Consider the following 23,578-nt stretch of genomic DNA (forward strand, 5'->3'; position numbering starts at 1 on the left):
ATTTAACATAAATATATTTTTATGAATGCAAATGAGGCTTTAATTGCAAAATTCTATACTGCTTTCGCAAATGCAGATGCTAAAACGATGAGTGAATGCTATCATCCGAAAGTTCATTTTATAGATCCAGCTTTTGGATTATTAAAAGAAGAACAGGTTTCTAAAATGTGGGAAATGCTGCTTCTAAAAAGTAAAGGCAATTTAAAAATCGAATTTTCAAACGTAACTGCCGACGATTCTACTGGTTCAGCAAATTGGACCGCTACCTATAATTTTAGCAAAACAAATAGAAAAGTTGTCAATAAAATCTCTGCCCATTTTATTTTTCAAGACGGATTAATTATCAAACACACCGATAGTTTTGATGTGTGGAAATGGTCAAAACAAGCTTTTGGCATTACGGGCTATTTATTAGGTTGGACAGGATTTTTTCAGAAGAAAGTTCAATCGCAAGCCTTATCAGCACTGAAACAATTTCAGAATGCCAAATAAAACAATACGTTACAACTAGATATCACTATTTGCCTCACGCCCGATTCTAATTTTTTTGTTACTTAATTTTACTAAAAGTGTAAATTTTAGATACTAATGAAAGAAATCGTACACAAAAAATTAAATGAATTACAGGCAACTGCAATTTGCGGAAATGACATTAGCTCTTCTTGCTTATATGTTTCAGCGTTAACCATTTTATATGCAGGTCAATATGCTTGGATTTCACTTCTAATTGTTGCTGTTGTATTATTTCTTTTCCGTAAAATTTACGCTGAAGTTGTTGGAGCAATTCCCTTAAATGGTGGTGCTTACAATGTTTTATTAAACACTTCGACCAAACGTCTGGCTTCTTTAGCAGCGACTTTAACGGTTTTATCTTATATGGCAACCGCTGTAATTTCTGCTTCTGAAGGAATGCATTACCTGCACGGAATCTTTGAAGGTCTAAATGTAACCATTGCAACAGTAGTCGTTTTAATTCTGTTTACGGGATTAGCCATTTTAGGAATTGGAGAATCGGCATTTGTGGCCGTCATTATTTTCATGACACATATAGGGACTTTGACTTTGCTGGTTTTAGCATCAGTTTGGTTTGTCTTAACTCACGGATTAGATACTTTTCACATCAATTGGCAAACACCAATTTCATCAGGAAGCATACAAACAGCTCTTTTTCTTGGCTTTTCGGCAGCCATGTTGGGAATATCAGGTTTTGAGAGTTCAGCCAATTTTGTTGAAGAACAAGAACACGGTGTTTTTCCTAAAACACTTCGAAACATGTGGGGAATTGTAAGTTTCTTCAATCCCGTAATTGCTATTTTGTTAATCAGCGTAATTCCGCTAACAGAAGTTGGAGAAAATAAAGAATCACTTTTAGCGCATTTAGGAGAAACAACAGGTGGATCTTGGTTAGCATGGCTTATCTCTATAGATGCTGTTATGGTGCTGTGCGGAGCTGTTTTAACCTCATTTGTGGGGGTTTCAGGGCTTTTAAACCGAATGACATTAGACCGAATTCTTCCTAATTATTTTCTAAAACAAAACAAAAGAGGTTCTCATTATAGAATTGTTTTAAGTTTTCTAATTCTTTGTATTTCTGTTCTTTTTGCGACAAACGGGCATTTGGAATCTCTTGCTGGAGTTTATACTTTTTCATTTTTAGCTGTTATGGCTCTTTTCGGAATCGGAAATCTGCTTTTAAAATACAAACGCAGAAAACTGCCAAGACCAGAACGTGCGCGAGGTATTGCGGTCGTAATTGCGGTAGTTTCTGTAATAGCTGCTTTTTTTGGAAACATGCTTCTCAACATCAATTCGTTTTATACCTTTTTGCAATATATGATTCCAGCCTTACTCTTTATTGGAATTATGCTCAATCGTGTTATTTTGATACGTCTATTAATAGAAGCTTTAGAATATTTCTATCAGCCATTGCGTAAAATGGTTATTCTGAGTAATCGTTATCTTGAAAAATTAAGTTCCGAAATTAACTCTCAAGAGTTTGTTTTCTTTACAAAAGGAGATGACATTACAATCTTGAACAAAGTCTTACAATACGTTGAAGACAACGAAACTACAAAGAAATTAAAAATTGTTCATGTCAAAAAAGATCCTGTAGACAACGAAGCGCTTAAAAAAGATCTCGAAGTTTTAGATCGCGCATACGGCGGATTAGATATAGAATACATCGAAATTGAAGGCACATTTGGTCCCGAAATAATCGACGAGCTTTCTGAAAAATAGAAAATCCCAAAAAACTTTATGTTTATCGGTTCTCCAGGAAACAAATTCTCTTACCGTGTAGCCGATCTTGGTGGTGTACGATTGATTATGTAATTTTTAAGAAGCAGAAAAATTTGTGTTTTCATAAGAAATAACAAAATTAATTGCCTTAGAAGACCTTTGTCAAAGTTTGAAACTTTGACAAAGGTTATACGTAAAATTGACAAACCCGACAGGTTTCAAAAACCTGTCGGGTTTACTAAACTTTGCGTTCTTTAAAAATATTTTTATAGAAAAAACTTTCGCGAACTTTGCGGTTAAATAAAAATCTAAGATTTAAACCAACTTTCAACTAGTTCATCTTCAAACGAAGTTGCATCTTTATGAATAAACTCGTTACGCATTTTATCATAAGAATAATCCAATGCCCAAGTTTTATGATTTGCTGCCAACTCTTTTATACTTTCACAAACAAAAGCAATTTCCTCATCTGTAGTCGTTGGGTGAATCGACATTCTAATCCATCCCGGCTTTTTAATTAAATCACCAATCGTAATTTCATTAACTAGCTTATTAGAAGTTTCTTGATCAACATGTAATAAATAATGACCGTAAGTTCCCGCACAGCTGCATCCTCCTCTAGTCTGAATTCCGAAACGATCATTCAAAATTTTAACGCCCAAATTAAAGTGAAGATCATCAATAAAGAATGAAATGACCCCCAGACGTTCTTTGTGTTGCCCTGCTAAAATTTTGATATTTTCGACAGAATCTAATTGAGAGAAAACATAATCAACAATTTCGTGCTCACGCTCCATGATGTTTTCAATCCCCATTTCTTCTTTCAATTCAATGGCAAGCGCGATTTTAATAACTTGTAGAAAACCAGGTGTTCCACCATCTTCGCGATCTTCAATATTATCGATGTATTTATGCTCGCCCCAAGGATTTGTCCAACTTACCGTTCCTCCTCCAGGGCAATCAGGAATCATATTATTGTATAATTTCTTATTGAAAATTAAAACCCCAGAAGTTCCTGGCCCTCCTAAGAATTTATGTGGAGACATAAAAACAGCATCTAAATAGGCTTCTGGATCAGCAGGATGCATGTCAATTTCTACATAAGGTCCAGAACAAGCAAAATCAACAAAACAAACACCATTGTACTGATGCATCAATTTTGCCGCTTCGTGAAAAGGAGTTCTTAATCCAGTAACATTTGAACAGGCTGTAATAGAAGCGATTTTTATCGTTCTATCTTTATATTTTTCTAATAAAACTTCAAGATTTTCTAAATTGAAAAGCCCTTTCTCGCAAGAAGGAATAATTTCTACATCTGCAATAGTCTCCAACCAAGAAGTCTGGTTAGAATGATGCTCCATATGCGAAATAAAGACAATTGGCTTTTTCTCAGCAGGAACATTGGTAAAACCTTTCAAGTTTTCAGGAATTTTCAATCCCAAAATACGCTGAAACTTATTGATAACTCCCGTCATTCCAGTTCCATCCGTAATTAACACATCATCATGATTGGCATTAGCATGACGCTTAATAATATGTCTAGCATGATGATACGCTTTTGTCATGGCAGTACCAGAAACAGTCGTTTCTGTATGTGTATTGGCAACAAATGGCCCAAATTGATTCAATAATTTTTCTTCAATAGGGCGATATAATCTTCCGCTGGCAGTCCAATCGGTGTAAATTATTGATTTTCTGCCATAAGGTGACGTAAATTCTTGGTTTATACCGACAATATTTTGTCTAAATTCCTGAAAATAAGTTTCCAGGGTCATGGTACTATTTTTGCTATTCATTAGTTGTGCCTTGTGTTTGACTGCAAATATATAGTTTTTTTATAAAATTGCGAATTTATCAATACTAAACTTCAAACACTACGTTACCGTTTGGTATTTTTAGTTAAAAGAACTTTTTTTTAATAAATTATCATAATATCCTATCGAATTAATAGGCATTAAATTTAAAGAAAGCATTATTTATGGGAAATTTATCAGTTGCTACCTTTGGTGGCGGATGTTTTTGGTGTATTGAGGCTGTAATTCAGCGTATAAAAGGTGTAGAATCTATAAAATCGGGTTATTCAGACGGATTTATAAAGAATCCTGCTTATCGCGAAGTATGCACGGGTAGAACAGGACATGCTGAAGTGATTCAAGTAACTTTCAACCCTGACATAATTTCATATCATGACTTAATTTTCATATTCATGACAAGTCATGATCCAACAACTTTAAATCGTCAAGGTGGCGATAGCGGAACGCAATATCGTTCTATAGTTCTGTATCATAATGACGAACAAAAAGAAATTGCAGAAAAAGTATTTGAAGAAGTTCAGCCTGCATATCCAGATCCAATTGTAACCCAATTAAAGCCTTTTGAAGTTTTTTACGAAGCCGAAGATTATCACCAAAACTATTATAATGAAAATCAAGAAGCTGGATATTGCCAAGTTGTAATTGATCCAAAAATTCAAAAACTTAAAAAAATGTACGCTGATAGGTTAATCGGCTAAATTTAGTTCTAGCCACAGATTACACAGATTAAAAAAGATTTTCTGTATTATCCATTTGCCACGAATTACACGAATTCGCACGAATCTTATTCTAACTAAGCCTAAAAATTAGTGGAAATTTGTGCAATTCGTGGCAAACAAAAAAATCCTTCTATTCTGTATAATCTGTGGCAAAAAGAAAATCAACAAAATGAAAAATCTTAAAATAAAAAATCGTTTTACTGCCGAATTACCAGCAGATCCAGATTTGACAAATGAAATTCGTCAGGTTAAAGACACGCTGTTTTCGTACGTAAATCCAGTAAAACCTTCCAATCCAAAATTGATTCATGCGTCTGAAGAAGTTGCTGAATTGGTTGGAATTTCTAAAGATGAAATTCAATCAGAAGAATTTTTAAATGTTTTTTCTGGAAAAGAAATCCTTCCAGAATCACGTCCTTATGCAATGTGTTATGCAGGACATCAATTCGGAAACTGGGCAGGACAATTAGGCGACGGTCGTGCAATCAATCTGATGGAAGTAGAAAACAACAATCAGTTTTATACTCTGCAATTAAAAGGAGCTGGAAAAACTCCCTATTCTAGAACTGCAGATGGATTGGCTGTTTTACGTTCTTCTATAAGAGAGTATCTATGCGCCGAAGCAATGCACTATTTGGGTGTTCCTACTACTCGATCGCTTTCTCTTGCTCTTTCTGGAGATCAAGTTTTAAGGGATATTTTGTATAACGGAAATCCTGCTTATGAAAAAGGTGCAATTGTTTGTCGTGTTGCTCCTTCATTTATTCGTTTCGGAAGCTTTGAAATGCTAACGGCTCGAAATGAGTTGAAAAATTTGAAACAGTTTGTAGAATATACTATTCAACACTATTTTCCTGAAATAAAGGGCGAACCCAAAGAACAATATTTACAATTCTTTCAAAAAGTTGCCGATACAACTCGCGAAATGATTCTGCATTGGCAACGTGTCGGATTTGTACATGGTGTAATGAATACCGACAATATGTCGATTCACGGAATCACAATCGATTATGGCCCATACGGATGGCTTGAAAATTATGATCCAGACTGGACGCCAAATACAACCGACAGCCAAAATAGAAGATATCGTTTCGGAAATCAGCCTCAGGTAGCTCAATGGAATGTGTTTCAATTGGCTAATTCGCTTTATCCTTTGGTTAATGAAGCGGCACCTTTAGAAAAGATCTTAGATTCATTTATGACAGAGTTTGAAAATGATTACAAAACAATGTTTTTAAGCAAATTAGGTATCTTTACTTCAAGTGAATCTGATAATAAAATTATTAAAGGTTTAGAGGAAATTTTGCAGTTATCAGAAACCGATATGACTATCTTTTTTAGAAATCTGAGTAAAATTAAAAAAGAAGATTCTGTAGAACAAGCATTCGAAAAAATAGAATACGCTTTTTATATTTCAGAAGAAATAAAAGAAAACATTCTCGATGCTTGGCAAAAATGGTTTACGGTTTATTTGAAAAGATTAAACGCAGAAGAACTTTCAGATGAAGAAAGGGCTTTAAAAATGAATCAAATTAATCCGAAATATGTACTTCGAAATTATATGGCTCAATTAGCCATAGATGCTGCAGATAAAGACGATTACTCTTTGGTTGATGAATTATTTCAGCTTTTGAAAAATCCATATGATGAACAGCCTGAATCTGAAAAATGGTTTGCGAAACGTCCAGATTGGGCAAGAACTAAGGTGGGATGCTCTATGTTATCTTGTAGTTCATAAAAGTTTTTTGCCACGAATTACACAAATTCGCACCAATTTCTATACTTTAAGAATAAAAATTAAACGGATAAAATTGGTGCAAATTTGTGTAATTCGTGGCTTACTTTTACTTTGAGCTTATATAATCTACAATCAGATTAGCATGAACTCTCGAGTTTTCTATAAACCACTTATGCGTCTGCATTCCGCCGCAAACTACACCAGCAAGGAATAAACCTTCTACATTAGTTTCCATGGTTTCAGGATTATAAACTGGAATTTTTAATTCATCTTCAGAAAGTTTAATACCCATTTTTTCTAGAAAAGTAAGATCTGGCTTATAACCCGTTAAAGCTAGAACGAAATCATTTTCAATTGTAACTTTTCCGTTTGGAGTTTCAATTTCTACTTCATTTTCTCTAATTTCGGTGATATTAGATTCAAAATAAGCTTTAATACTTCCTTCTGCAATTCGGTTTTCAATATCGGGTTTAACCCAATATTTTACACGGCTATTAATTTCGTTTTTACGAATTACCATGGTAACCTCTGATCCTTTTCTCCAGCATTCTAAAGCCGCATCTACAGACGAATTATTAGCGCCTACAACCAAAACTTTTCTAAAAGCATATTCGTGCGCTTCTTTATAATAATGGCGTACTTTGGGTAAAGCTTCACCTAAAACATTCATTTCAATCGGAATATCATAAAAACCAGTTGCAATTACCACGTTTTGAGCTTCATAATTTCGTTTGTCTGTTGTAATCTTAAAAATTGCGTTTTGTTTTTCAACACTCAGAACCTTTTCAAATAAATTGATATTGAATTTAAAATAGCGATGAATATTTCTGTAATATTCCAAAGCTTCCTGACGTCCCGGTTTTGGAGCCAAACAATTAAACGGAATCTCGCCTATTTCTAATCTTTCTGCCGTAGAAAAAAAGGTCATGTAGAGCGGATAGTTGAAAATACTATTAACAATCGCGCCTTTTTCTATAATTAAATATTTCAGTTTTTTCTTTTCTGCTTCTATTGCACAAGCCAGACCAATTGGCCCGCCTCCCACAATAATAAGGTCGTATTTTGATTCTGTCATTTTATTTTTGCCAATCTTTATATGGATTTTTGCTTAAGTAAGCATTGTAATATCTTTCGTCGTTTGTTACTTCTTCGCCTAACCATTCTGGTTTTTCAAAAGTTTCATTTTCAGAGTTTAACTCGATTTCAGCCATTACCAAGCCTTCATTTTCTCCATAAAACTCATCTACTTCAAAGATATGCTCTCCAGATTTTATTTCGTAACGTGTTTTTTCAATTTTGCCCTTTTCGCATAATTTCAATAGTTCTTGTGCTTCATCTAACGGAATTTCATTTTCCCATTCAAAACGAGACATACCACCGCTATGGCTTATTCCTTTTATGGTTATAAAGCCTTTGTGCCCTTTAATTCTAATCCGAACTGTACGCTCAGGAGCAGAACTCAAATAACCCTGGGCAATATTATTCTGAGTAAAAGCTTGGCTCTTGAAATCATTGGATTTTACAAGAAACTTTCTTTCTATTTCGACCATTTTAACTGTAGATTATTTTTTATGCAAGTTACTCATTTTAATCAAGTCTTTGAACGTGTAAAAGTCGAAAAACAATTCAATTTATTTTGCTTCACTTTAACGTCTAAACATTAAAATAACTGATTATTAATGTGTTATGATTATTATTTTAATTAAATTTGATAGAATCTTAATCCGAAATATATGTCTAAAAAAGCACTTTACCTGTTAGGCATTGCAATAACCATCATTTTGGGTACTTTTTTATATCTGAAATTTTGCTGCAATTGCTGTGAAAAAACAACAACGGACATTACTCCAAAAACAGTTACTCCTACTGTCACAGAGCCCAATTTTGTTCCGTTTGTATTAAATGGTCCCGGACTTAATTATCAGACAAATGATAATTTGAAGTTCCTTAAAAACAGTGCAAAGCTTATTATGCCTGTAAGCGACTCGGTCACAACTGGTATCGATAACTTAAAGAAATTCTTAGAAGCAAATCCGAAACAAAAAATTACAATAACCGGTTACGCGACTTCGGACGAAACAAATTCTACTACTTTTGAAAATCTAGGTCTGGCGAGGGCCAATGATGTTAAGAATTATTTTGTTTCAAAAGGATTGTTAGAAAATCAGTTTTCTACTAAAGGCACCATTATAGATAAGTGGAAAATGAGTGGTGATACACTTCTAGGGCCTGCGGAATATTTGTTTGAAGCGATAGATTCTACTGCAACACCAAATGATGAGTGGAGCGCATTAAAAGCAAAAATAAATGCTGATCCGTTAATTCTCCACTTCAACACTAACAAATCTAGCGAGAAATTGAGCGATATTGAGAAGCAAAAAGTTACTGACATCGCCAAATATGCCGAGAACGTAAAAGATGCGGTGATTGTAGTGATCGGGCATTCTGATAATGTTGGTAATCGCGATTCAAATATTGTTTTAGGACAAAAAAGAGCCGATTTCTCAAAAAATTATCTCTCTAAAAACGGAATCGATAATGCGAGAATTGAAACACAATCTAAAGGTCCTGACGAGCCTATTGGCGATAATAACACTGCAGAAGGAAAAGCTTCAAACAGAAGAACTGTAATTACCATTAAATAACATAAAAATATACGATCATGAATATACCTTGTATCTTAATACCTATTCTAGTAGGCTTAATTTGTGGAATCTTAGGTTATTTACTAGGAAAAATGAATTCTAAAAATGATGATTCGCTTTCAGCATCACTTCAAGCTGATTTAGATGCCTGTAAAGCGAATACACGAAACTTAAATGCAAAAATCGCTACACTAGAAGCAGATTTGGCGGCAAAAACCAAAGCTTCGGTACAATCTTTTGCAACTGCACCTGCAGACATTGTTTTTGATGCTGGTTTGGCGGCAAATGTCTTAGGCAAGAAAATTAAAGAAAATGACTTAAAAATTGTAGAAGGAATTGGTCCTAAAATAGAAGCTCTTTTTAATGCCTCAGGAATCAACACCTGGTACGAGCTTTCACAAGCTTCTACCGAAAAAATGCAGTCTATTCTAGATGCTGGCGGAGAAAATTACGCCATGCATAATCCGAGCACATGGGCTAAACAAGCACTCCTTGCTTATCAAGGCAAATGGCAGGATTTAAAAGAATGGCAAGAAAATCTTTTGGGAGGAAAAGAGTAAAAAATAGGTTCAAAGGTGCATAGTTGCACAGGTTCAGAGATTTTACCTTTGTCACTCTGTACCTTTGAACCTTTCCCAATTCTTAGAAGAATTGTACCAAAGTTTTCCATTTTTTACTTCAAGTGGGCAATCTATATTATTAGTATATAATGCTCCGGTTCCTAAACCTTGCGGCATATCTGAATTTAAAGTAAAGGTCCATTGTGCAATAGCATTCAATCCGATATTGCTTTCTAATGCCGAAGTAATCCACCAGCCAATATTGTATTTTTCTGCAAGAGTAATCCATTCTTGTGTACCACGAAAACCGCCGATAAAGCTTGGTTTTAAAATGATGTATTGGGGTTGGATTTCTTGAAGCAATTTTTCTTTTTCTTCAAATGAAAACACTCCAATAAGCTCTTCATCCAACGCAATTGGAAATGGAGTTTGTTTGCACAATTCTGCCATTTCTGAAATATGACCTTTTTCAATTGGTTGTTCTATGCTATGAAGCTGAAATTGATTTAATTGATTCAATTTATTTAAAGCCTCTATTGAAGAAAAAGCACCATTAGCATCTACTCTGATTTCTATTTCTTCTGGAGAAAAATGGCTTCTAATGTATTGCAATAATTCTAATTCTTTATTGAAATCAATGGCACCAATTTTAAGTTTTATGCAGTTAAAACCGTCTGCCAATTTCTCTTCTATTTGCTGTTTCATAAAAACAGCTTCGCCCATCCAAACTAATCCGTTTATGGTTATTGAGCTTGAATTATTAGTAAAACGTGACGGAAATAAAATGTATGAATCTTCGCTTTTAAGAGACAAGAAAGCCATTTCTAACCCAAATTGAATAGAAGGGAATTCTAATAAAGCGTTCCAAAGTTCGGTTTCTCCTAAATGAATATTATCGCAAGCCCATTTTAGTTTTTCTTCGTAGTCTTCGCGGTCGTCTGCACTTAAGCCACGAAGTATGCCGCACTCTCCTATTCCTTTTTTGCCATTTTCTTCCAGAATTATAAACCAAGTTTCTTTCTCGGTCATAATCCCTCTTGAAGTTCCTGAGGGGCGTTTAAACTCTAATAAATATTTTTGATAGGATGCTTTCATTTTTTTTAAGATGCTGAGTTGCTAAGATACTGAGCTGCTAAGCTTAAAAAAAACCTTAAGAAGCATTTCACATCTAAACAACTTAGTGTTTTAAAAACTTAGTTATATAATTTTAAGATTTTTTCAAAATCTTTTGTTGGCAAACCTGCTTTTTCAAATGCTGCAAAGTCTAATTTTGTTTTGGCAATCCAGCTTAAGCTATCGGTTACATTTTGTGTTTGGTATTTTTTGTAAATGGCTTTAGCAGCACCATAATCATCGCTTACCAAATAAGTATGTGCCAAATTTAATTTTACCAATAATTCGGTATCATCCAATTTTTCGCCTTCTAAAAGCACTTTTAATGCTTTTGCATATTGTTTGGTTAAAATATAGCAATAACCTAAAGAACTGTAATCTAATGCAGTTGCTTTGCCTTCGCTAACAATCGTGTTTAATTTTGGAATTGCCTCGTTGTATTTTTGAGCTTTAATTAAAGAAGCAACTTGCGTTCTCAAATCGTTGAATACATTTTTAGAAATATCGGCATCTTTGTAACAGCTGTTTCCAAAATCTTTGTACACTTTTGTCTTTTCTACGGCTAATAATTTTTGAAACTCGTCGTAACGATATTGCTTCATAATTTTATTTAAAATGCAAACACAGAAATCATCTGAATTGGCCATTTTTTGTGCCATTGTAGACGTTTTGCACAAACTTATAATTTCATTTTTATTGTCTTGATTCCAACCACGGCTTAATTTAGTATCAACCCAAGGCACCACTTCTATAACAACTTTCTGACTCAAGATCCAATTTTTGCTTTCAAAGCCAAACCAAATAGTGCTAATATCTTCTTTTAAACAAGAAGATTTGTTTACGGATAAACGTTTGGCATCTTTGCTTACAGGTTCTGCTTGAGAATAGCAAGCATTGTCAATTTTACCATCTGCAATATATTTTTTAGCATTTTCATTAGATGTAAAAATCGAATAAGTGCATTTGTCATCTCCTGAAATTTTTGACATCAGAAAAACAGCGCCAGCCGAACCCTGACTTACTCCTGTTGGATCTGGAATTGCTTTTAACAAAGAGACCAAACTATTGGCCATTTCTTGGTTTTTGTCTAAAAGAGTGATTCTATATACAATTTCTGTAGTTCCAACCGGCAAATCTTCTGTTGGTATAGAAATTCTATCGCGCGCAGGAACCATAATTTCTTTGGTTGTAGCGCGTTCTTTGTCCCAATAACCGTCTTTTTGTGCAAACGCATTACTGGAAATTGCGATAAATAGTAAGAATAGAATTGGTTTGAAAGTTGAATTTTGTGATGATGCTTTAGTTGCCACTGATTTCACAGATTAAAATGATTTTTACTTTAAAAAACTTTAATTCAATTAACATAGATTATGCCAAATAACTTTCTTATGGAATTGAGTGCCCTAGCCCCGATAGTAGCGATATCCTTTTGTGGCGGGGTTCGCCACAAAAGATATAGCGTATAGCGGGATTAGCTTCTTATAATTCAATAGAATCTCCGATTGGTAAAAGCATTAAATCTTTTCCTTTATCGAAAAATTTGCGGATTGCTTCTTCATGATTGATTTCGATATAGCCAAAAGTGTCAAAGTGATATCCTAAAACTTTGTCACATTCTACAAAATCTGAAGCAATAATAGCATCTTCAACATCCATTGTAAAATTGTTTCCAATTGGAAGAATTGCTAAATCTAATTTTGTACGAAGCGGAATCAATTTCATATCGTAAGTCAAAGCGGTATCTCCAGCGATATAGATATTTTTATGTTCTCCTTCGATTACAAAACCTCCAGGATTACCTCCGTATGTGCCATCAGGAAAACTGCTTGAGTGAATTGCGTTTACATATTTTACTTTTCCGAAATCAAATTTCCAGCTTCCACCGTGATTCATTGGGTGCGAATTGAATCCTTTTTTTGCGTAATAGCTTGCAATCTCAGCATTAGAAACAATAACTGCCTTTGTATTTTGAGCAATAGCTTCAACATCTAAAACGTGATCGGCATGCGCATGCGTCAATAAGATATAATCGGCTTTTATTGTGCTAAGATTGATTGATGCTGCTTGCGGATTTCCGGTAATAAATGGATCCACAATGATATGTTTTCCTCCTACTTCAATTCCTAATGAAGCATGTCCGTAGTATGTAATTTTCATTTTTTTACCTTTTAAATTAAACGTTTATTTTTATCTACCTCCCAAAAAGAGGTTTACAATGATATCTGAAATCAAAGAAATCATACACACTGTAAGTAGTATAGAAAGTAAGAACGTGCTTAATGCCAGTTTCTTTAATTCTGGATCTAATAATTTTGGATCTTGATTTTTGTAAACGGTAATTAAATGTTTTGTCAACGGAATATAAGCCAATAAAAATAAGTATTGGTCGAAGTTGTAATCGCTTAAAATAGCAAATACAACTACTAATACCATTGCAGTAATGATTAGGAAAAAGTGATAGTTTTTAGCTTTTTTAGCTCCTATCTGCACTACAATTGTATTTTTACCGGATTTTTTATCCGATTCCTGATCGCGCATATTGTTTAGGTTTAAAACCCCAACACTCAATAATCCGATTGCAACGGCTGGAAGAATCAAAAGCGGATCAACTTCTTTTGCGTACAAAAAGTTTACTCCTAAAGTACTCACTAGTCCGAAGAAAATGAAAACGAATACATCTCCAAATCCTCTATAACCGTAAGCAGAATTACCAACAGTATAACGAATTGCAGAAACAATAGCCGCGATTCCTAATAATAGAAAAAAGATTGAATATCCGAAATTGTCTTTTCCGAAAGCAAAATAAATTAATGTGATGGCAGACAATAAAGTTAAAAGCGAAGTAATAATAATGGCTTTTTTCATTGCCTGAGGCGTAATAACACCACTCTGAATAGCGCGTTGTGGCCCTACTCGATCAGCATTATCAGTGCCTTTTACTCCATCGCCATAATCGTTTGCAAAATTGGATAAAACCTGTAATCCTAACGTTGTCAATAGAGCAAAACCAAAAACTTTCCAGCTGAATACTTCTGTTGGAGTGTTAATCGTTTCTGTTGGATTTGACAATGCATAAATACTTCCAACTATAATTCCGGAAACTGATAAAGGTAATGTGCGCAGTCTAGCGGCTTCAATCCAATGTTTCATTATTTGTTTTGTTTTTTTAGTTTCAGGTTTCAAGTTTCAGGTTCTTAACTTGAAACCTGAAACTTGAAACTATTTTATAACTTATTTAAGGTAACCACTTATTTTCACCGAAGTTTGGTTTTCTTTTCTCTAAGAAAGCGTTTCTTCCTTCTTTTGCTTCTTCGGTCATGTAAGCTAAACGAGTTGCTTCTCCTGCAAAAACTTGTTGTCCGACCATTCCGTCGTCTGTCAAGTTCATTGCAAATTTCAGCATTTTTATAGATGTTGGTGATTTTTGAAGAATTTCCTGTGCCCACTCGTAAGCAGTAGCTTCTAACTCGTCATGTGGAATTACAGCATTTACCATTCCCATTTCAAAAGCTTCTTGAGCAGAATAATTTCTACCTAAAAAGAAGATTTCACGAGCTTTTTTCTGACCCACCATTTTAGCCAAATATGCCGATCCGTAACCACCGTCAAAACTTGTTACGTCTGCATCAGTTTGTTTAAAAATGGCATGTTCTTTACTTGCAAGCGTCATGTCGCAAACTACGTGCAAACTATGTCCGCCACCTACGGCCCATCCTGGAACCACTGCAATAACTACTTTAGGCATAAAACGGATTAAACGCTGTACTTCTAAAATATTTAAACGGTGCTGTCCGTCGTCTCCAACGTAACCTTGGTGTCCACGCGCATTTTGATCTCCACCGCTGCAGAAAGAATAAACTCCGTCTTTTGTTGAAGGCCCTTCAGCTGAAAGTAAAACTACACCAATCGAAGTATCCTCTTGTGCATCATAAAAAGCTTGGTATAATTCTGAAGTAGTTTTAGGACGGAATGCATTTCTAACATTAGGTCTGTTAAAAGCTATTCTCGCTACTCCATTGCATTTTTTATAAGTTATATCTTCAAATTCTCTGGCTGTAATCCAATCCATTTTGATTTTTTGTTTAAAAATAATTATAGGGTAAAAATAAATCATTTTTACTACTTTACCTACTCAATCGCTCTTAAGTCTTTGCTAAATTGACTTCTAATGTTAACAATTGGTATTTACTTACAAAAAATAACATTTTTTAACATTAGTTTAGAAAAATAATAATTAATTTTACACCCTAGAAATCAATGAGATACAAAACATTTCAAAGATTTCAGATTGATTTTCTTTCACTGATTTATTAACCTAAAAAATGATTTTTTTGAGAAAATTTAAAAAATTTGTCGCTCATTTTTTTAGGGTTTTAAGTAACAAACCTCAATTAAAGGAGCAAATGATTTATGTGTTTGTCGAAACTTCAAAAAGAAAAAAGTAACACCTAAGGTTAAATGTTAGAATTGTCTATTGATTAGTATAGAAATGATAACGAAAAGAGGAAAAAAGTACTAATTCACAACTTTCTAAAAGTTATTTTATAAAACCAATGGATGAGCCGTGAAATTCTCTTTTTTGCTTTTAAGATAGGTGCATTGATTATTTAAAAGACATACCATCGATGGGACGATCTCTAAAATACGTAAAGCCATTGTCCTGAGATGAATTCGAATTATTTTATTTCTGTTTTTTTTTAATTACAATTTTTTTTAAAACTGAATAAAAAGCGAAAGGCTGCTTGTAATGAGCAGCCTTTCGTGTTATAATAATTTTGCTAGCGCAAAATAAATTCCAAATTTTAAATTCCAAATTCCAAGTATCAATTGGAATTTGGAATTTTTTAATTGGAATTTCTATTCTTTTACCAGATAAATTCCGTCTTCTTTAATTTCGATCAGTTTTTCTTTGTATAATGAGCCAATTGCTTTTTTGAATGACTTTTTACTCATTTTCAAAACTGTTTTAATGTCTTCTGGATGAGAATTATCGTTTAAGCGAAGGAAACCTCTGCTGGCTCTCAATTCGCTTAAAATCTTCTCTGCATTGGGCTCGATACTCTCAACGCCTTGAGGCTGAAGCGCAACATCAATTTTGTTATCAGGACGAATGTTTTTGATATAACCACGCATTCTGTCGCCGGTTCTTATCGAATCATCATAAACTTCATCTTTGTACAAAAGGCCTTTATGTTGTTCGTTTATAATAACATTAATTCCCATATCGGTAATATGAGACACGATTAAATCTACTTCTTCTCCTTTTTCAACCGTCAACTGGTCATTACTCAAAAATTGATTGGTTTTACTTGAAGCCACCAAACGATTAGTCTGTGTGTCTAAATATAAATAAACTAAATAGCGTTTTCCTTTTTCCATCGGACGCGCTTGTTCTTTAAACGGAACTAAGATATCTTTTTCCATTCCCCAGTCCATAAACGCACCAACGTTATTAATGTAATTTACTCTCAAAAGAGCAAACTCATTAAGTAAAATGTACGGAACCAAAGTTGTCGCAACTGGTCGCTGTTCATGATCTAAGTAAACAAAAACGATTAATTCTTCGCCAATTTCAAATACTTTTGGTACATATTTATTGGGAAGCAAAACATCGTGAACGCCATCTGGATCGTTTTCAGGATCTCCTAAAAACAAACCAACTTTGGTGTCACGCAATATAGTTAGGGTATTGTATTTTCCTATTTCTAGCATTTTCTAAATATTCTAAGTTGATTATACAACTAAGTTTGTGAGGTGCAAAGGTACGAAGTTTGGCATCGTACAAAGAAATTAATTTAACAAAACTTAATTTGTAGGTAAAAAACAGAAAATCCCTTTATAAGTAGAACTTATGAAGGGATTTTAAATTGCATCAAACTTAGATTATTTGAAGATGCTTTCTTTTTTAAAATGTACAGTCAGTAAATAATAAACTACTGCTCTATATTTGTGTTTATTTGATTTTCCATATTTTTCCATAACGGCATCAATTCCTTTGTCTAAATCTGGACCACTACTTAAACCTAATTTCTTGATTAGAAAGTTGTTTTTTACGGTATCCAATTCTGATTGTTGCGAAGAAGCTACTGTAGAGGCGTCATTATTATAAATTGATGGACCACAAGCAATTGTGACTTTTGTTAATAAATCTACATCAGCTGTAATACCACATTTCTCTTTTAAATCAGTAGTGTACTTTTTAATTAATTCTTCTCTCTTGCTCATAACTATAAATTTAATTTGGTGAATAATGCGCCAAATCTATAGCTAAAGAAGCAATAAATCAACAATTTTAACAAAATTTTTCTTTCAAATTTAATGCAAGTGTCTAAAATATTGTTTCAAAATCTGATCATTCTCCAATGTTGGAGTAAATACTTCTAAAATTGCTGGGACATCATCTGAACTATATAAGGATTGTATTCCGCTTTCTAAAGATTCATTGTCTTTTGCTGCATAATAATTAAAATTATACATCTTAGCCAAATGCTCCGCTGTAAGATTATGAGAGGTTTCAAAATACGTATTGAAAACAGGTTTTTCTTGATGTCCTGGCAAAATTCTAAAGATTCCTCCTCCTCCATTATTTATTAAAACAATCTTGAAGTTTTTTGGAATGTATGAATTCCACAAAGCATTGCTATCGTACAAGAAACTGATGTCTCCAGTTACAAAAACAGTTTGCTTTTTATTTCCAACCGCTGCACCAATTGCTGTAGAAGTGCTTCCATCGATTCCGCTTGTTCCGCGGTTGCAAAAAACTTCGATAGAATTATCAATATCGATTAATTGCGCATAGCGAATTGCAGAACTGTTGCTAATTTGCAGCAGACTATTTTTAGGAAGGGATTCTATTACTTTTTCGAAAACTTTAAAATCAGAAAATTCAATTTTACTTAAATATTCTCTTCTTCTTTCTAGTCTCGTTTGGTAAACGGCATCTACATTTTTAAAATAATTGCTTTTTGCAAAAGATGTTTTTGAAAGAAGGTCTTTAAAGAAATCATTTGGCTGCATCTCAAAATGTTTTGTCAATGCTCCAAATGTATCATACGCTCTTAAAGTATCAATATGCCAATGCTGTTCTGGTTTGTATTTTCGTAAAAATCCTTTAATTCTTTTCGAAACAACCATTCCTCCAAAAGTGATTAAAACCTCGGGGTTAAACTTCTTAAAATCAAAATCATCAAAAGGAGTAATTAAAGTATCTATTGAATTGATAAAACTAGGATGATGTAGATTTGATGTTGTTTCTGTCAACACCACAATTGACGGATCTGAAGCTAAATTTTCAATAACTTCTTGATCAATTGCATTTGCTTCGTTAACTCCCACTAAGATTAATTTTCGCTTTGCAGTATTCCAAATAGAAACTATCTCGTTGCTATTTTCTATTGCTGATGAAAAAACTTCTGGCTCTAGATTTGTAATTATGGGCTGTACAGAAAGCTCTTCTGTTGTTTCGTATAAAGGTTCTTCAAAAGGCGCATTAATATGAACTGGGCCTTTCTTTTGAATTGCTGTTTCAATCGCCAAATTGATTTTTAAATCATTTTCTTCTGAAGCATCTTCGGTCAAATTTGCATTAAAAACGGAATGATTAGAGAAAACATTTTCTTGACGAATCGTTTGTCCGTCACCAATATCAATTTTACTTTGCGGACGATCGGCAGAGATTACAATTAAAGGAATTTGGCTGTAAAACGCTTCCGCGAAAGCGGGATAATAATTCAATAAAGCCGATCCTGAAGTACAAACAATTGCAGTTGGCTGTTTAGTTTGCTGTGCAATTCCTAGAGCAAAAAAAGCGGCACATCGCTCGTCTGCAATACTATAACAGGTAAAATTTGAATTTTGAGCAAATCCGATAGTTAACGGTGCATTTCTAGATCCTGGAGAAATTATAATATTAACAATGCCTTTGGCAGATAAAATTTCGATAATGCTTTGTGCAAGCGCTATTTTGGGGTAAATCATTCCGGTCGTGTATTACTTTTTTCAAAGAAAAATCCTTATTTAATCTTTCTTTCTCTTGCTTACAAAGTTACAAACTTCGCACTTGATTTATATTATAATTAGGAATATATTAAGGCTCTTTCTCAAAAAAGGGGATATATTTGTAAAATCGAATAATTAATAAAAGCCAGCCTTATTATGCGTTTCTTATTTATACTTTTTTTATCTGTTACTTTTCAAACCATAACTTCTCAGAATCAATTTGTTCCTGTTGATGTTCAGTACAAAACAGCTTTAGAAAATGCAAAAAAAGAAGGAAAACCACTTTTTGTAATGCTTTATGCCGATTGGTGTCCGCATTGTAATTTAATAAAAACCGAAGTTTTAAGCGATCCCGCTATTATTGATTTTTTGAATAAAAATTATGTATGCACGTATAAAAATATTGAAAAAGAAGAAGGAATTGCTTTAAAGAATAAATTCAATACAAAATCACTTCCTACTTTTTTATTTCTTGACGGCAATGAAACGCTAATTTATGCTCTGAAAGGAGAAATGAAAAAAGCGGAGTTTCAAAATGAATTGCGTTATGCTTTAAATCCGAAAATGCAATTGCCATATTTAGAAAAGGAGTTTCTTGCTGATCCAAGCAATTCTGATAAATTCTTCACGTATTTAAATACTCTAAAAAAAGGAAAAGACAGAACTGAGTTATCAATACCAACTCACGTATATTTGAATACTCAAACGGATAATCAATTGGTTAGCGAATTAAACTGGAGAGTTATAGCCAACGGTGTTACGGATATTAAATCTAGAGAATTTCAGTTTGTTTTAAACCATCAGAAAGAATTTGCTGCAGTAGCGTCTCAAAATCGTGTTGACCGTAAGATTGAAAGTATCGTAAACGAATTGCTTCGTCCTTTGGTTGATAATTTAGATACGGTAAACTATTATAAACAAAGAGAAATTGCCAAATCTATCCGATTGCAGAAAACAGATTCTTTGGTTTTTAAATACGATTTGACATTAGCGGAAAGAACTGAAAAATGGAATTTCTATAAAAAAGTTACTCTTGAAGACACTCAGAAATTAGTTTGGAACGATGCGAGTTTTTTAAAGGATATTGCCAATACTTACTTTAAGCATATTAAAGATACTGAAAGTTTAAAAAAGGCTATTTCTTGGGTAGACCGCTCTTTAGAATTAAATGATTCATACGATGGCAATTTACTTGAAGCTAAGCTGTACAACAAAATAAAGAATAAGAAAAAAGCTTTAGAATATGCCAAAAATGCCAAAGCCATTGCTAAGGAAATGGATTGGAACTCTAAAGAAGTAGACGTTCTATTGGCTGAACTGAATACCAAATAAATCACAATAATTACCAATGAGCATTATTTTAAGACCTGCAACCACAAACGATTTACAAAAGATTCTAGAAATTGTAAATCACTCTATTTTACATACAACCGCTAATTATAGCTACGAGATTCAAACTTTGGAAGTTCAGACCAAATGGTTTGAAGATAAAAAAGCTAAAAATCTTCCTGTAATTGTAGCCGATTTAGATGGCGAAGTAGTTGGTTTTGGAAGTTATGGGCAATTTAGAGAGAAAATAGGCTATCAATATACCGTAGAACATTCTGTCTATGTAGTGGACAATGTTATAGGAAAAGGAATTGGTTCTAAACTTTTGACAGAATTAATTTGTTTAGCAAAAGAACAAGGTTATCATGTTATGATTGGCGCAATTGATGCTGATAATGCAGGAAGTATTGCTTTTCATGAAAAATTTGGATTTATCGCTACGGGCACGATTCGTGAAGTTGGCTACAAATTTGACCATTGGTTGGACTTGGTTTTTATGCAGCTTATTTTAGTTTAACCGCAAAGGATGAAGATTTTTTATTCTTTGTCATTCTGAGGAACGAAGAATCACACAAGTAAATCCATATAGTAATTCTCCAATCTTTGTCGAATTCCGAGTGTGATTCTTCGTTCCTCAGAATGACAAAAAAAATCCACAGATTTGATTATTTCAATTTTGTGGATTTTTTGGTTTAGATAGTTATGCTTTAGCTTTTAATCCAATTAATAACTTCAGGTTCTGTAACTAAAGTTTTTGGTTTAATTACTTTAACCAATTCCCCTTTTTCGTTGATTAGGTATTTTTGAAAATTCCATTCTACTTCAGAATCTTGCAATCCATTTCTAGATTTCTCGGTTAAGAATTTATACACTTCACACATATCACTTCCTTTAACAGAAACCTTGTTCATCATCGGGAAAGTTACACCGTAATTCTGCTGGCAGAATGTTTCGATTTCTTTAGCCGTTCCAGGCTCTTGTGATGCAAAATTATTTGCTGGAAATCCAACAATTACAAAACCTTTATCCTTATATTCTTTGTAAACCGCTTCTAAATCTTTGTATTGCGGAGTTAAACCGCATTTTGAAGCTGTATTAACAATCATGACTTTTTTGCCTTTTAAAGAAGCAAAGTCAAAAGTATCTCCTGATAAATCTTCTACTTTAAATTGATAAATTGTTTCTTTAGCCATGGCTTTATCTTTTTTAGATAATTTGTTTGTATTAGTTTGAGCATTTAATCCTGTTGCTGACAAAAGAGCTGCTCCAAATAGCATTAATATTATTTTTTTCATCTGATAATTTTTTATAAAATTAGCTAAAATCCATTTCACAAAAACTATTTTAAGTCTATAATTTTTGCCAATCAAAAGTTAAATAAAAAATTGAAGCCTAACGTTAATCAGACGTTAGGCTTCCCCCCATACAAACAAATCAAACCATGAATTAATTATTATGTAATCTTTTATAAATTATAGTTGATGACACTCGGTTATGTCGAAAATTTCTTCAACCCCCATATGTCAAACGTCTTTAAAAAAAATCTCTTATTGGCTTGTATGATGAAAACTTAAATCCTAAAATTGTCGAATGACCTATTAAAAAAATCTTCTTTTTTTGGAAGTCCGAGTGCATCAACTATTTAATATTTTTAAACTATTTCGTTATCAATTCTTATACTAATAAAGCTCGTTAAAGCATCTTTTAAAAATTCACTTTCAGAAAAACTGATCAGTGTCAAAACTGTTGTTAATCCAACTATTAATATTCTGACTATTATTTTGCTATCCATATGTCTATAATGCTATTATAACAACAGTTTTTCGATTTTCTATGACTCTATTAAGATTTTTCTGGCCTTATAAATACATTTACGAAATTGGATTGTTTTTGGTTTTAAAAAAATGAAAAAAAAATGCATTTTTTTCTTGAAGCCTTTATTTTCTTAGGTTTTTCGCTATTAAAAAAAATATAAAAGTGAGAGAAAAATAATTTAACTTTATAACAGGTTAACATATAATGCTTCAATTTCTAATGTTTAAACTTAAAATTTCTAATCTATGAGTCAAGAAGAACTGCTAGTTTTAATTTACAAAAAGGACGAAAAAGCTTTTACCCATTTGTACGATATGTATTCAAAAAGCTTGTTTTCTGTCATTCATGTCCTAATCAAAAATCGAGAAGAAGCAGAAGATGTTCTGCAAGATGTTTTTGTCAAAATATGGAAAAACATCGATTCTTATAACGAAAGTAAAGGTCGTTTCTACACCTGGATTATTAATATTGCCAGAAACACATCGATCGATAAACTTCGTTCTAAAGACTATAATAACACGCAAAAAAACCTTTCCTCAGATAATTTCGTAAATCTGTTAGATGAGAGTAATAAATTAAGCCACAAACTCGATGCAATTGGAATTCAAGAATTCGTAAAGAAACTGAAACCAAAATGTATCGAAATAATTAACCTATTATTCTTTAAAGGATATACCCAGCAAGAAGCTTCAGAAGAATTGGCACTGCCACTAGGGACTATCAAGACACAAAACAGAAACTGTATTAACGATTTACGTAATTATTTGAAAGTATAATGGAAGCACAAGAATATATAGAATCAGGAATTTTAGAGCTATACGTTTATGGCTTACTGAGCGAAAAAGAAAATTTAGAAATAGCAGAACTAGCAAAAAAATCACCCGAAGTTGATCAAGAAATCATTTCGATAGAAAAAGCTATAATTGCACTTTCGTCGAGCTTCTCTCCTTTCCATTCTGTGGAAAATTTTGAAAAAATTAAAGCTCGTCTGGAACTTAAACATGGAAAAGTAGTCGAACTGAAACCAACTTCAAACTGGTCTCAATATGTCGGTTGGGCCGCTGCCGTGCTGTTATTGCTAGGTTTAGGATATCAGACTTTAGAATTAACAAAAACTCAAGAAGCAATCTCGACTGTTGGCAATGAAAAAAATAAAATTCAGCGCGAATATGCTTTCTTAGATCAGCAGAATAAACAAACTGAAAAAAATCTAAGCATTGTGAGAGATATTAAAAATACTGGAGTTACTCTTGGCGGTCAGGCCGTTTCTCCAGCTTCTTTTGCAAAAGTATACTGGAATAAGCAGACTAAAACAACTTATATTGATGCCGCAGGTTTACCAGATCCTCCAAAAGGAATGGTTTATCAGGTTTGGTCTTTAAAGCTAAGTCCTGTTCTTACGCCAACAAGTATTGGTTTACTGGATGATTTTGAAGGAAATAAACAAAAAATCTTTGCTGTAAGCCAAACCGATTCGGCTGAGGCTTTTGGAATTACTTTAGAACCAGCTGGCGGAAGTCCAACACCAACAATGGAACAGCTTTATACTTTAGGAAAAGTTTAAAACTTACTTTTCATAAAAAGCTAAAACGCATATTCAGAGTAATAT

Annotated in this window: 22 protein-coding genes; 10 read left to right on the forward strand and 12 right to left on the reverse strand. The window is 33.3% G+C overall.

Annotation, left to right across the window (positions count from 1 at the left end):
* The first annotated feature begins 21 nt into the window (after positions 1-21).
* Complete coding sequence (locus QLQ95_RS21210) at positions 22-492, forward strand: nuclear transport factor 2 family protein (protein WP_095931191.1); 471 nt, start codon at positions 22-24, stop codon at positions 490-492.
* A gap of 96 nt (positions 493-588) precedes the next feature.
* Positions 589-2,238: an APC family permease gene (locus QLQ95_RS21215; protein ID WP_482501556.1), complete on the forward strand. Its 1,650-nt coding sequence runs from the start codon at positions 589-591 to the stop codon at positions 2,236-2,238.
* Positions 2,239-2,546: 308 nt separating this feature from the next.
* Here QLQ95_RS21215 and QLQ95_RS21220 read toward each other — a convergent pair whose 3' ends face one another.
* On the reverse strand, positions 2,547-4,034 hold the full coding sequence (locus QLQ95_RS21220; RefSeq protein ID WP_095931189.1) for an aminotransferase class V-fold PLP-dependent enzyme: 1,488 nt from the start codon (positions 4,032-4,034) through the stop codon (positions 2,547-2,549).
* A gap of 182 nt (positions 4,035-4,216) precedes the next feature.
* Between QLQ95_RS21220 and msrA the strand changes: the two genes are divergently transcribed.
* Positions 4,217-4,750, forward strand: coding sequence for a peptide-methionine (S)-S-oxide reductase MsrA (gene msrA, locus QLQ95_RS21225; RefSeq protein ID WP_482501559.1), 534 nt, complete (start codon positions 4,217-4,219; stop codon positions 4,748-4,750).
* A 190-nt stretch (positions 4,751-4,940) separates the two neighbouring features.
* Positions 4,941-6,509, forward strand: coding sequence for a protein adenylyltransferase SelO (locus QLQ95_RS21230; protein WP_482501561.1), 1,569 nt, complete (start codon positions 4,941-4,943; stop codon positions 6,507-6,509).
* Positions 6,510-6,615: 106 nt separating this feature from the next.
* On the opposite strand, the gene QLQ95_RS21235 is transcribed toward QLQ95_RS21230, so the two are convergent.
* Positions 6,616-7,584 (reverse strand): YpdA family putative bacillithiol disulfide reductase, encoded by a 969-nt coding sequence (locus QLQ95_RS21235; protein WP_428238632.1) that lies wholly within the window; start codon positions 7,582-7,584, stop codon positions 6,616-6,618.
* A gap of 1 nt (position 7,585) precedes the next feature.
* Positions 7,586-8,059, reverse strand: a complete 474-nt coding sequence (locus QLQ95_RS21240) for a CYTH domain-containing protein (protein WP_428238631.1) — start codon at positions 8,057-8,059, stop codon at positions 7,586-7,588.
* A 183-nt stretch (positions 8,060-8,242) separates the two neighbouring features.
* On the opposite strand from QLQ95_RS21240, the gene QLQ95_RS21245 reads away from it, so the two are divergent.
* Both QLQ95_RS21245 and QLQ95_RS21250 read left to right on the forward strand, forming a co-directional pair.
* Positions 8,243-9,154, forward strand: coding sequence for an OmpA family protein (locus QLQ95_RS21245; RefSeq protein WP_482501564.1), 912 nt, complete (start codon positions 8,243-8,245; stop codon positions 9,152-9,154).
* A 17-nt stretch (positions 9,155-9,171) separates the two neighbouring features.
* The gene (locus QLQ95_RS21250; protein ID WP_320495486.1) at positions 9,172-9,714 is read left to right on the forward strand and encodes a hypothetical protein; all 543 of its coding nucleotides are present in this window, start codon (positions 9,172-9,174) and stop codon (positions 9,712-9,714) included.
* Between the two features lie 51 nt (positions 9,715-9,765).
* Here QLQ95_RS21250 and QLQ95_RS21255 read toward each other — a convergent pair whose 3' ends face one another.
* The 8 genes from QLQ95_RS21255 to menD all read right to left on the reverse strand — a co-directional run bounded on the left by QLQ95_RS21255 (position 9,766) and on the right by menD (position 18,804).
* Positions 9,766-10,809 carry an o-succinylbenzoate synthase gene (locus tag QLQ95_RS21255; protein ID WP_482501566.1) on the reverse strand — a complete coding sequence of 348 codons (1,044 nt, stop codon included), beginning with the start codon at positions 10,807-10,809 and terminating at the stop codon, positions 9,766-9,768.
* 98 nt (positions 10,810-10,907) lie between these two features.
* Entirely contained in the window at positions 10,908-12,146 is a 1,239-nt protein-coding gene (locus QLQ95_RS21260; protein ID WP_320495488.1) for a tetratricopeptide repeat protein, read from the reverse strand.
* A gap of 160 nt (positions 12,147-12,306) precedes the next feature.
* Positions 12,307-12,984 carry a metal-dependent hydrolase gene (locus tag QLQ95_RS21265; protein WP_095931180.1) on the reverse strand — a complete coding sequence of 226 codons (678 nt, stop codon included), beginning with the start codon at positions 12,982-12,984 and terminating at the stop codon, positions 12,307-12,309.
* A 30-nt stretch (positions 12,985-13,014) separates the two neighbouring features.
* Entirely contained in the window at positions 13,015-13,977 is a 963-nt protein-coding gene (gene menA, locus QLQ95_RS21270) for a 1,4-dihydroxy-2-naphthoate octaprenyltransferase (RefSeq protein ID WP_095931179.1), read from the reverse strand.
* Positions 13,978-14,062: 85 nt separating this feature from the next.
* Positions 14,063-14,896 carry a 1,4-dihydroxy-2-naphthoyl-CoA synthase gene (locus tag QLQ95_RS21275; protein WP_012024845.1) on the reverse strand — a complete coding sequence of 278 codons (834 nt, stop codon included), beginning with the start codon at positions 14,894-14,896 and terminating at the stop codon, positions 14,063-14,065.
* Positions 14,897-15,684: 788 nt separating this feature from the next.
* Positions 15,685-16,539 (reverse strand): CvfB family protein, encoded by an 855-nt coding sequence (locus QLQ95_RS21280; RefSeq protein ID WP_320495493.1) that lies wholly within the window; start codon positions 16,537-16,539, stop codon positions 15,685-15,687.
* Between the two features lie 171 nt (positions 16,540-16,710).
* On the reverse strand, positions 16,711-17,052 hold the full coding sequence (locus QLQ95_RS21285) for a DUF2853 family protein (RefSeq protein WP_379801053.1): 342 nt from the start codon (positions 17,050-17,052) through the stop codon (positions 16,711-16,713).
* A 90-nt stretch (positions 17,053-17,142) separates the two neighbouring features.
* Positions 17,143-18,804, reverse strand: coding sequence for a 2-succinyl-5-enolpyruvyl-6-hydroxy-3-cyclohexene-1-carboxylic-acid synthase (gene menD, locus QLQ95_RS21290; protein ID WP_482501569.1), 1,662 nt, complete (start codon positions 18,802-18,804; stop codon positions 17,143-17,145).
* A gap of 177 nt (positions 18,805-18,981) precedes the next feature.
* On the opposite strand from menD, the gene QLQ95_RS21295 reads away from it, so the two are divergent.
* Positions 18,982-20,157, forward strand: coding sequence for a thioredoxin family protein (locus QLQ95_RS21295; protein WP_482501571.1), 1,176 nt, complete (start codon positions 18,982-18,984; stop codon positions 20,155-20,157).
* A 16-nt stretch (positions 20,158-20,173) separates the two neighbouring features.
* Positions 20,174-20,671 (forward strand): GNAT family N-acetyltransferase, encoded by a 498-nt coding sequence (locus tag QLQ95_RS21300; RefSeq protein ID WP_320495496.1) that lies wholly within the window; start codon positions 20,174-20,176, stop codon positions 20,669-20,671.
* Positions 20,672-20,861: 190 nt separating this feature from the next.
* On the opposite strand, the gene QLQ95_RS21305 is transcribed toward QLQ95_RS21300, so the two are convergent.
* The gene (locus tag QLQ95_RS21305) at positions 20,862-21,449 is read right to left on the reverse strand and encodes a glutathione peroxidase (RefSeq protein ID WP_095931242.1); all 588 of its coding nucleotides are present in this window, start codon (positions 21,447-21,449) and stop codon (positions 20,862-20,864) included.
* 765 nt (positions 21,450-22,214) lie between these two features.
* Here QLQ95_RS21305 and QLQ95_RS21310 point away from each other — a divergent pair.
* On the forward strand, positions 22,215-22,745 hold the full coding sequence (locus QLQ95_RS21310; RefSeq protein ID WP_095931172.1) for an RNA polymerase sigma factor: 531 nt from the start codon (positions 22,215-22,217) through the stop codon (positions 22,743-22,745).
* A complete protein-coding gene (locus tag QLQ95_RS21315) occupies positions 22,745-23,533 on the forward strand; it encodes an anti-sigma factor (RefSeq protein WP_482501574.1) in 789 nt (262 codons plus the stop codon). The genes QLQ95_RS21310 and QLQ95_RS21315 overlap by 1 nt, the downstream gene beginning before the upstream one ends.
* The last annotated feature ends 45 nt before the right edge of the window (positions 23,534-23,578 follow it).

It is taken from the genome of Flavobacterium sp. B330r, assembly GCF_056824325.1.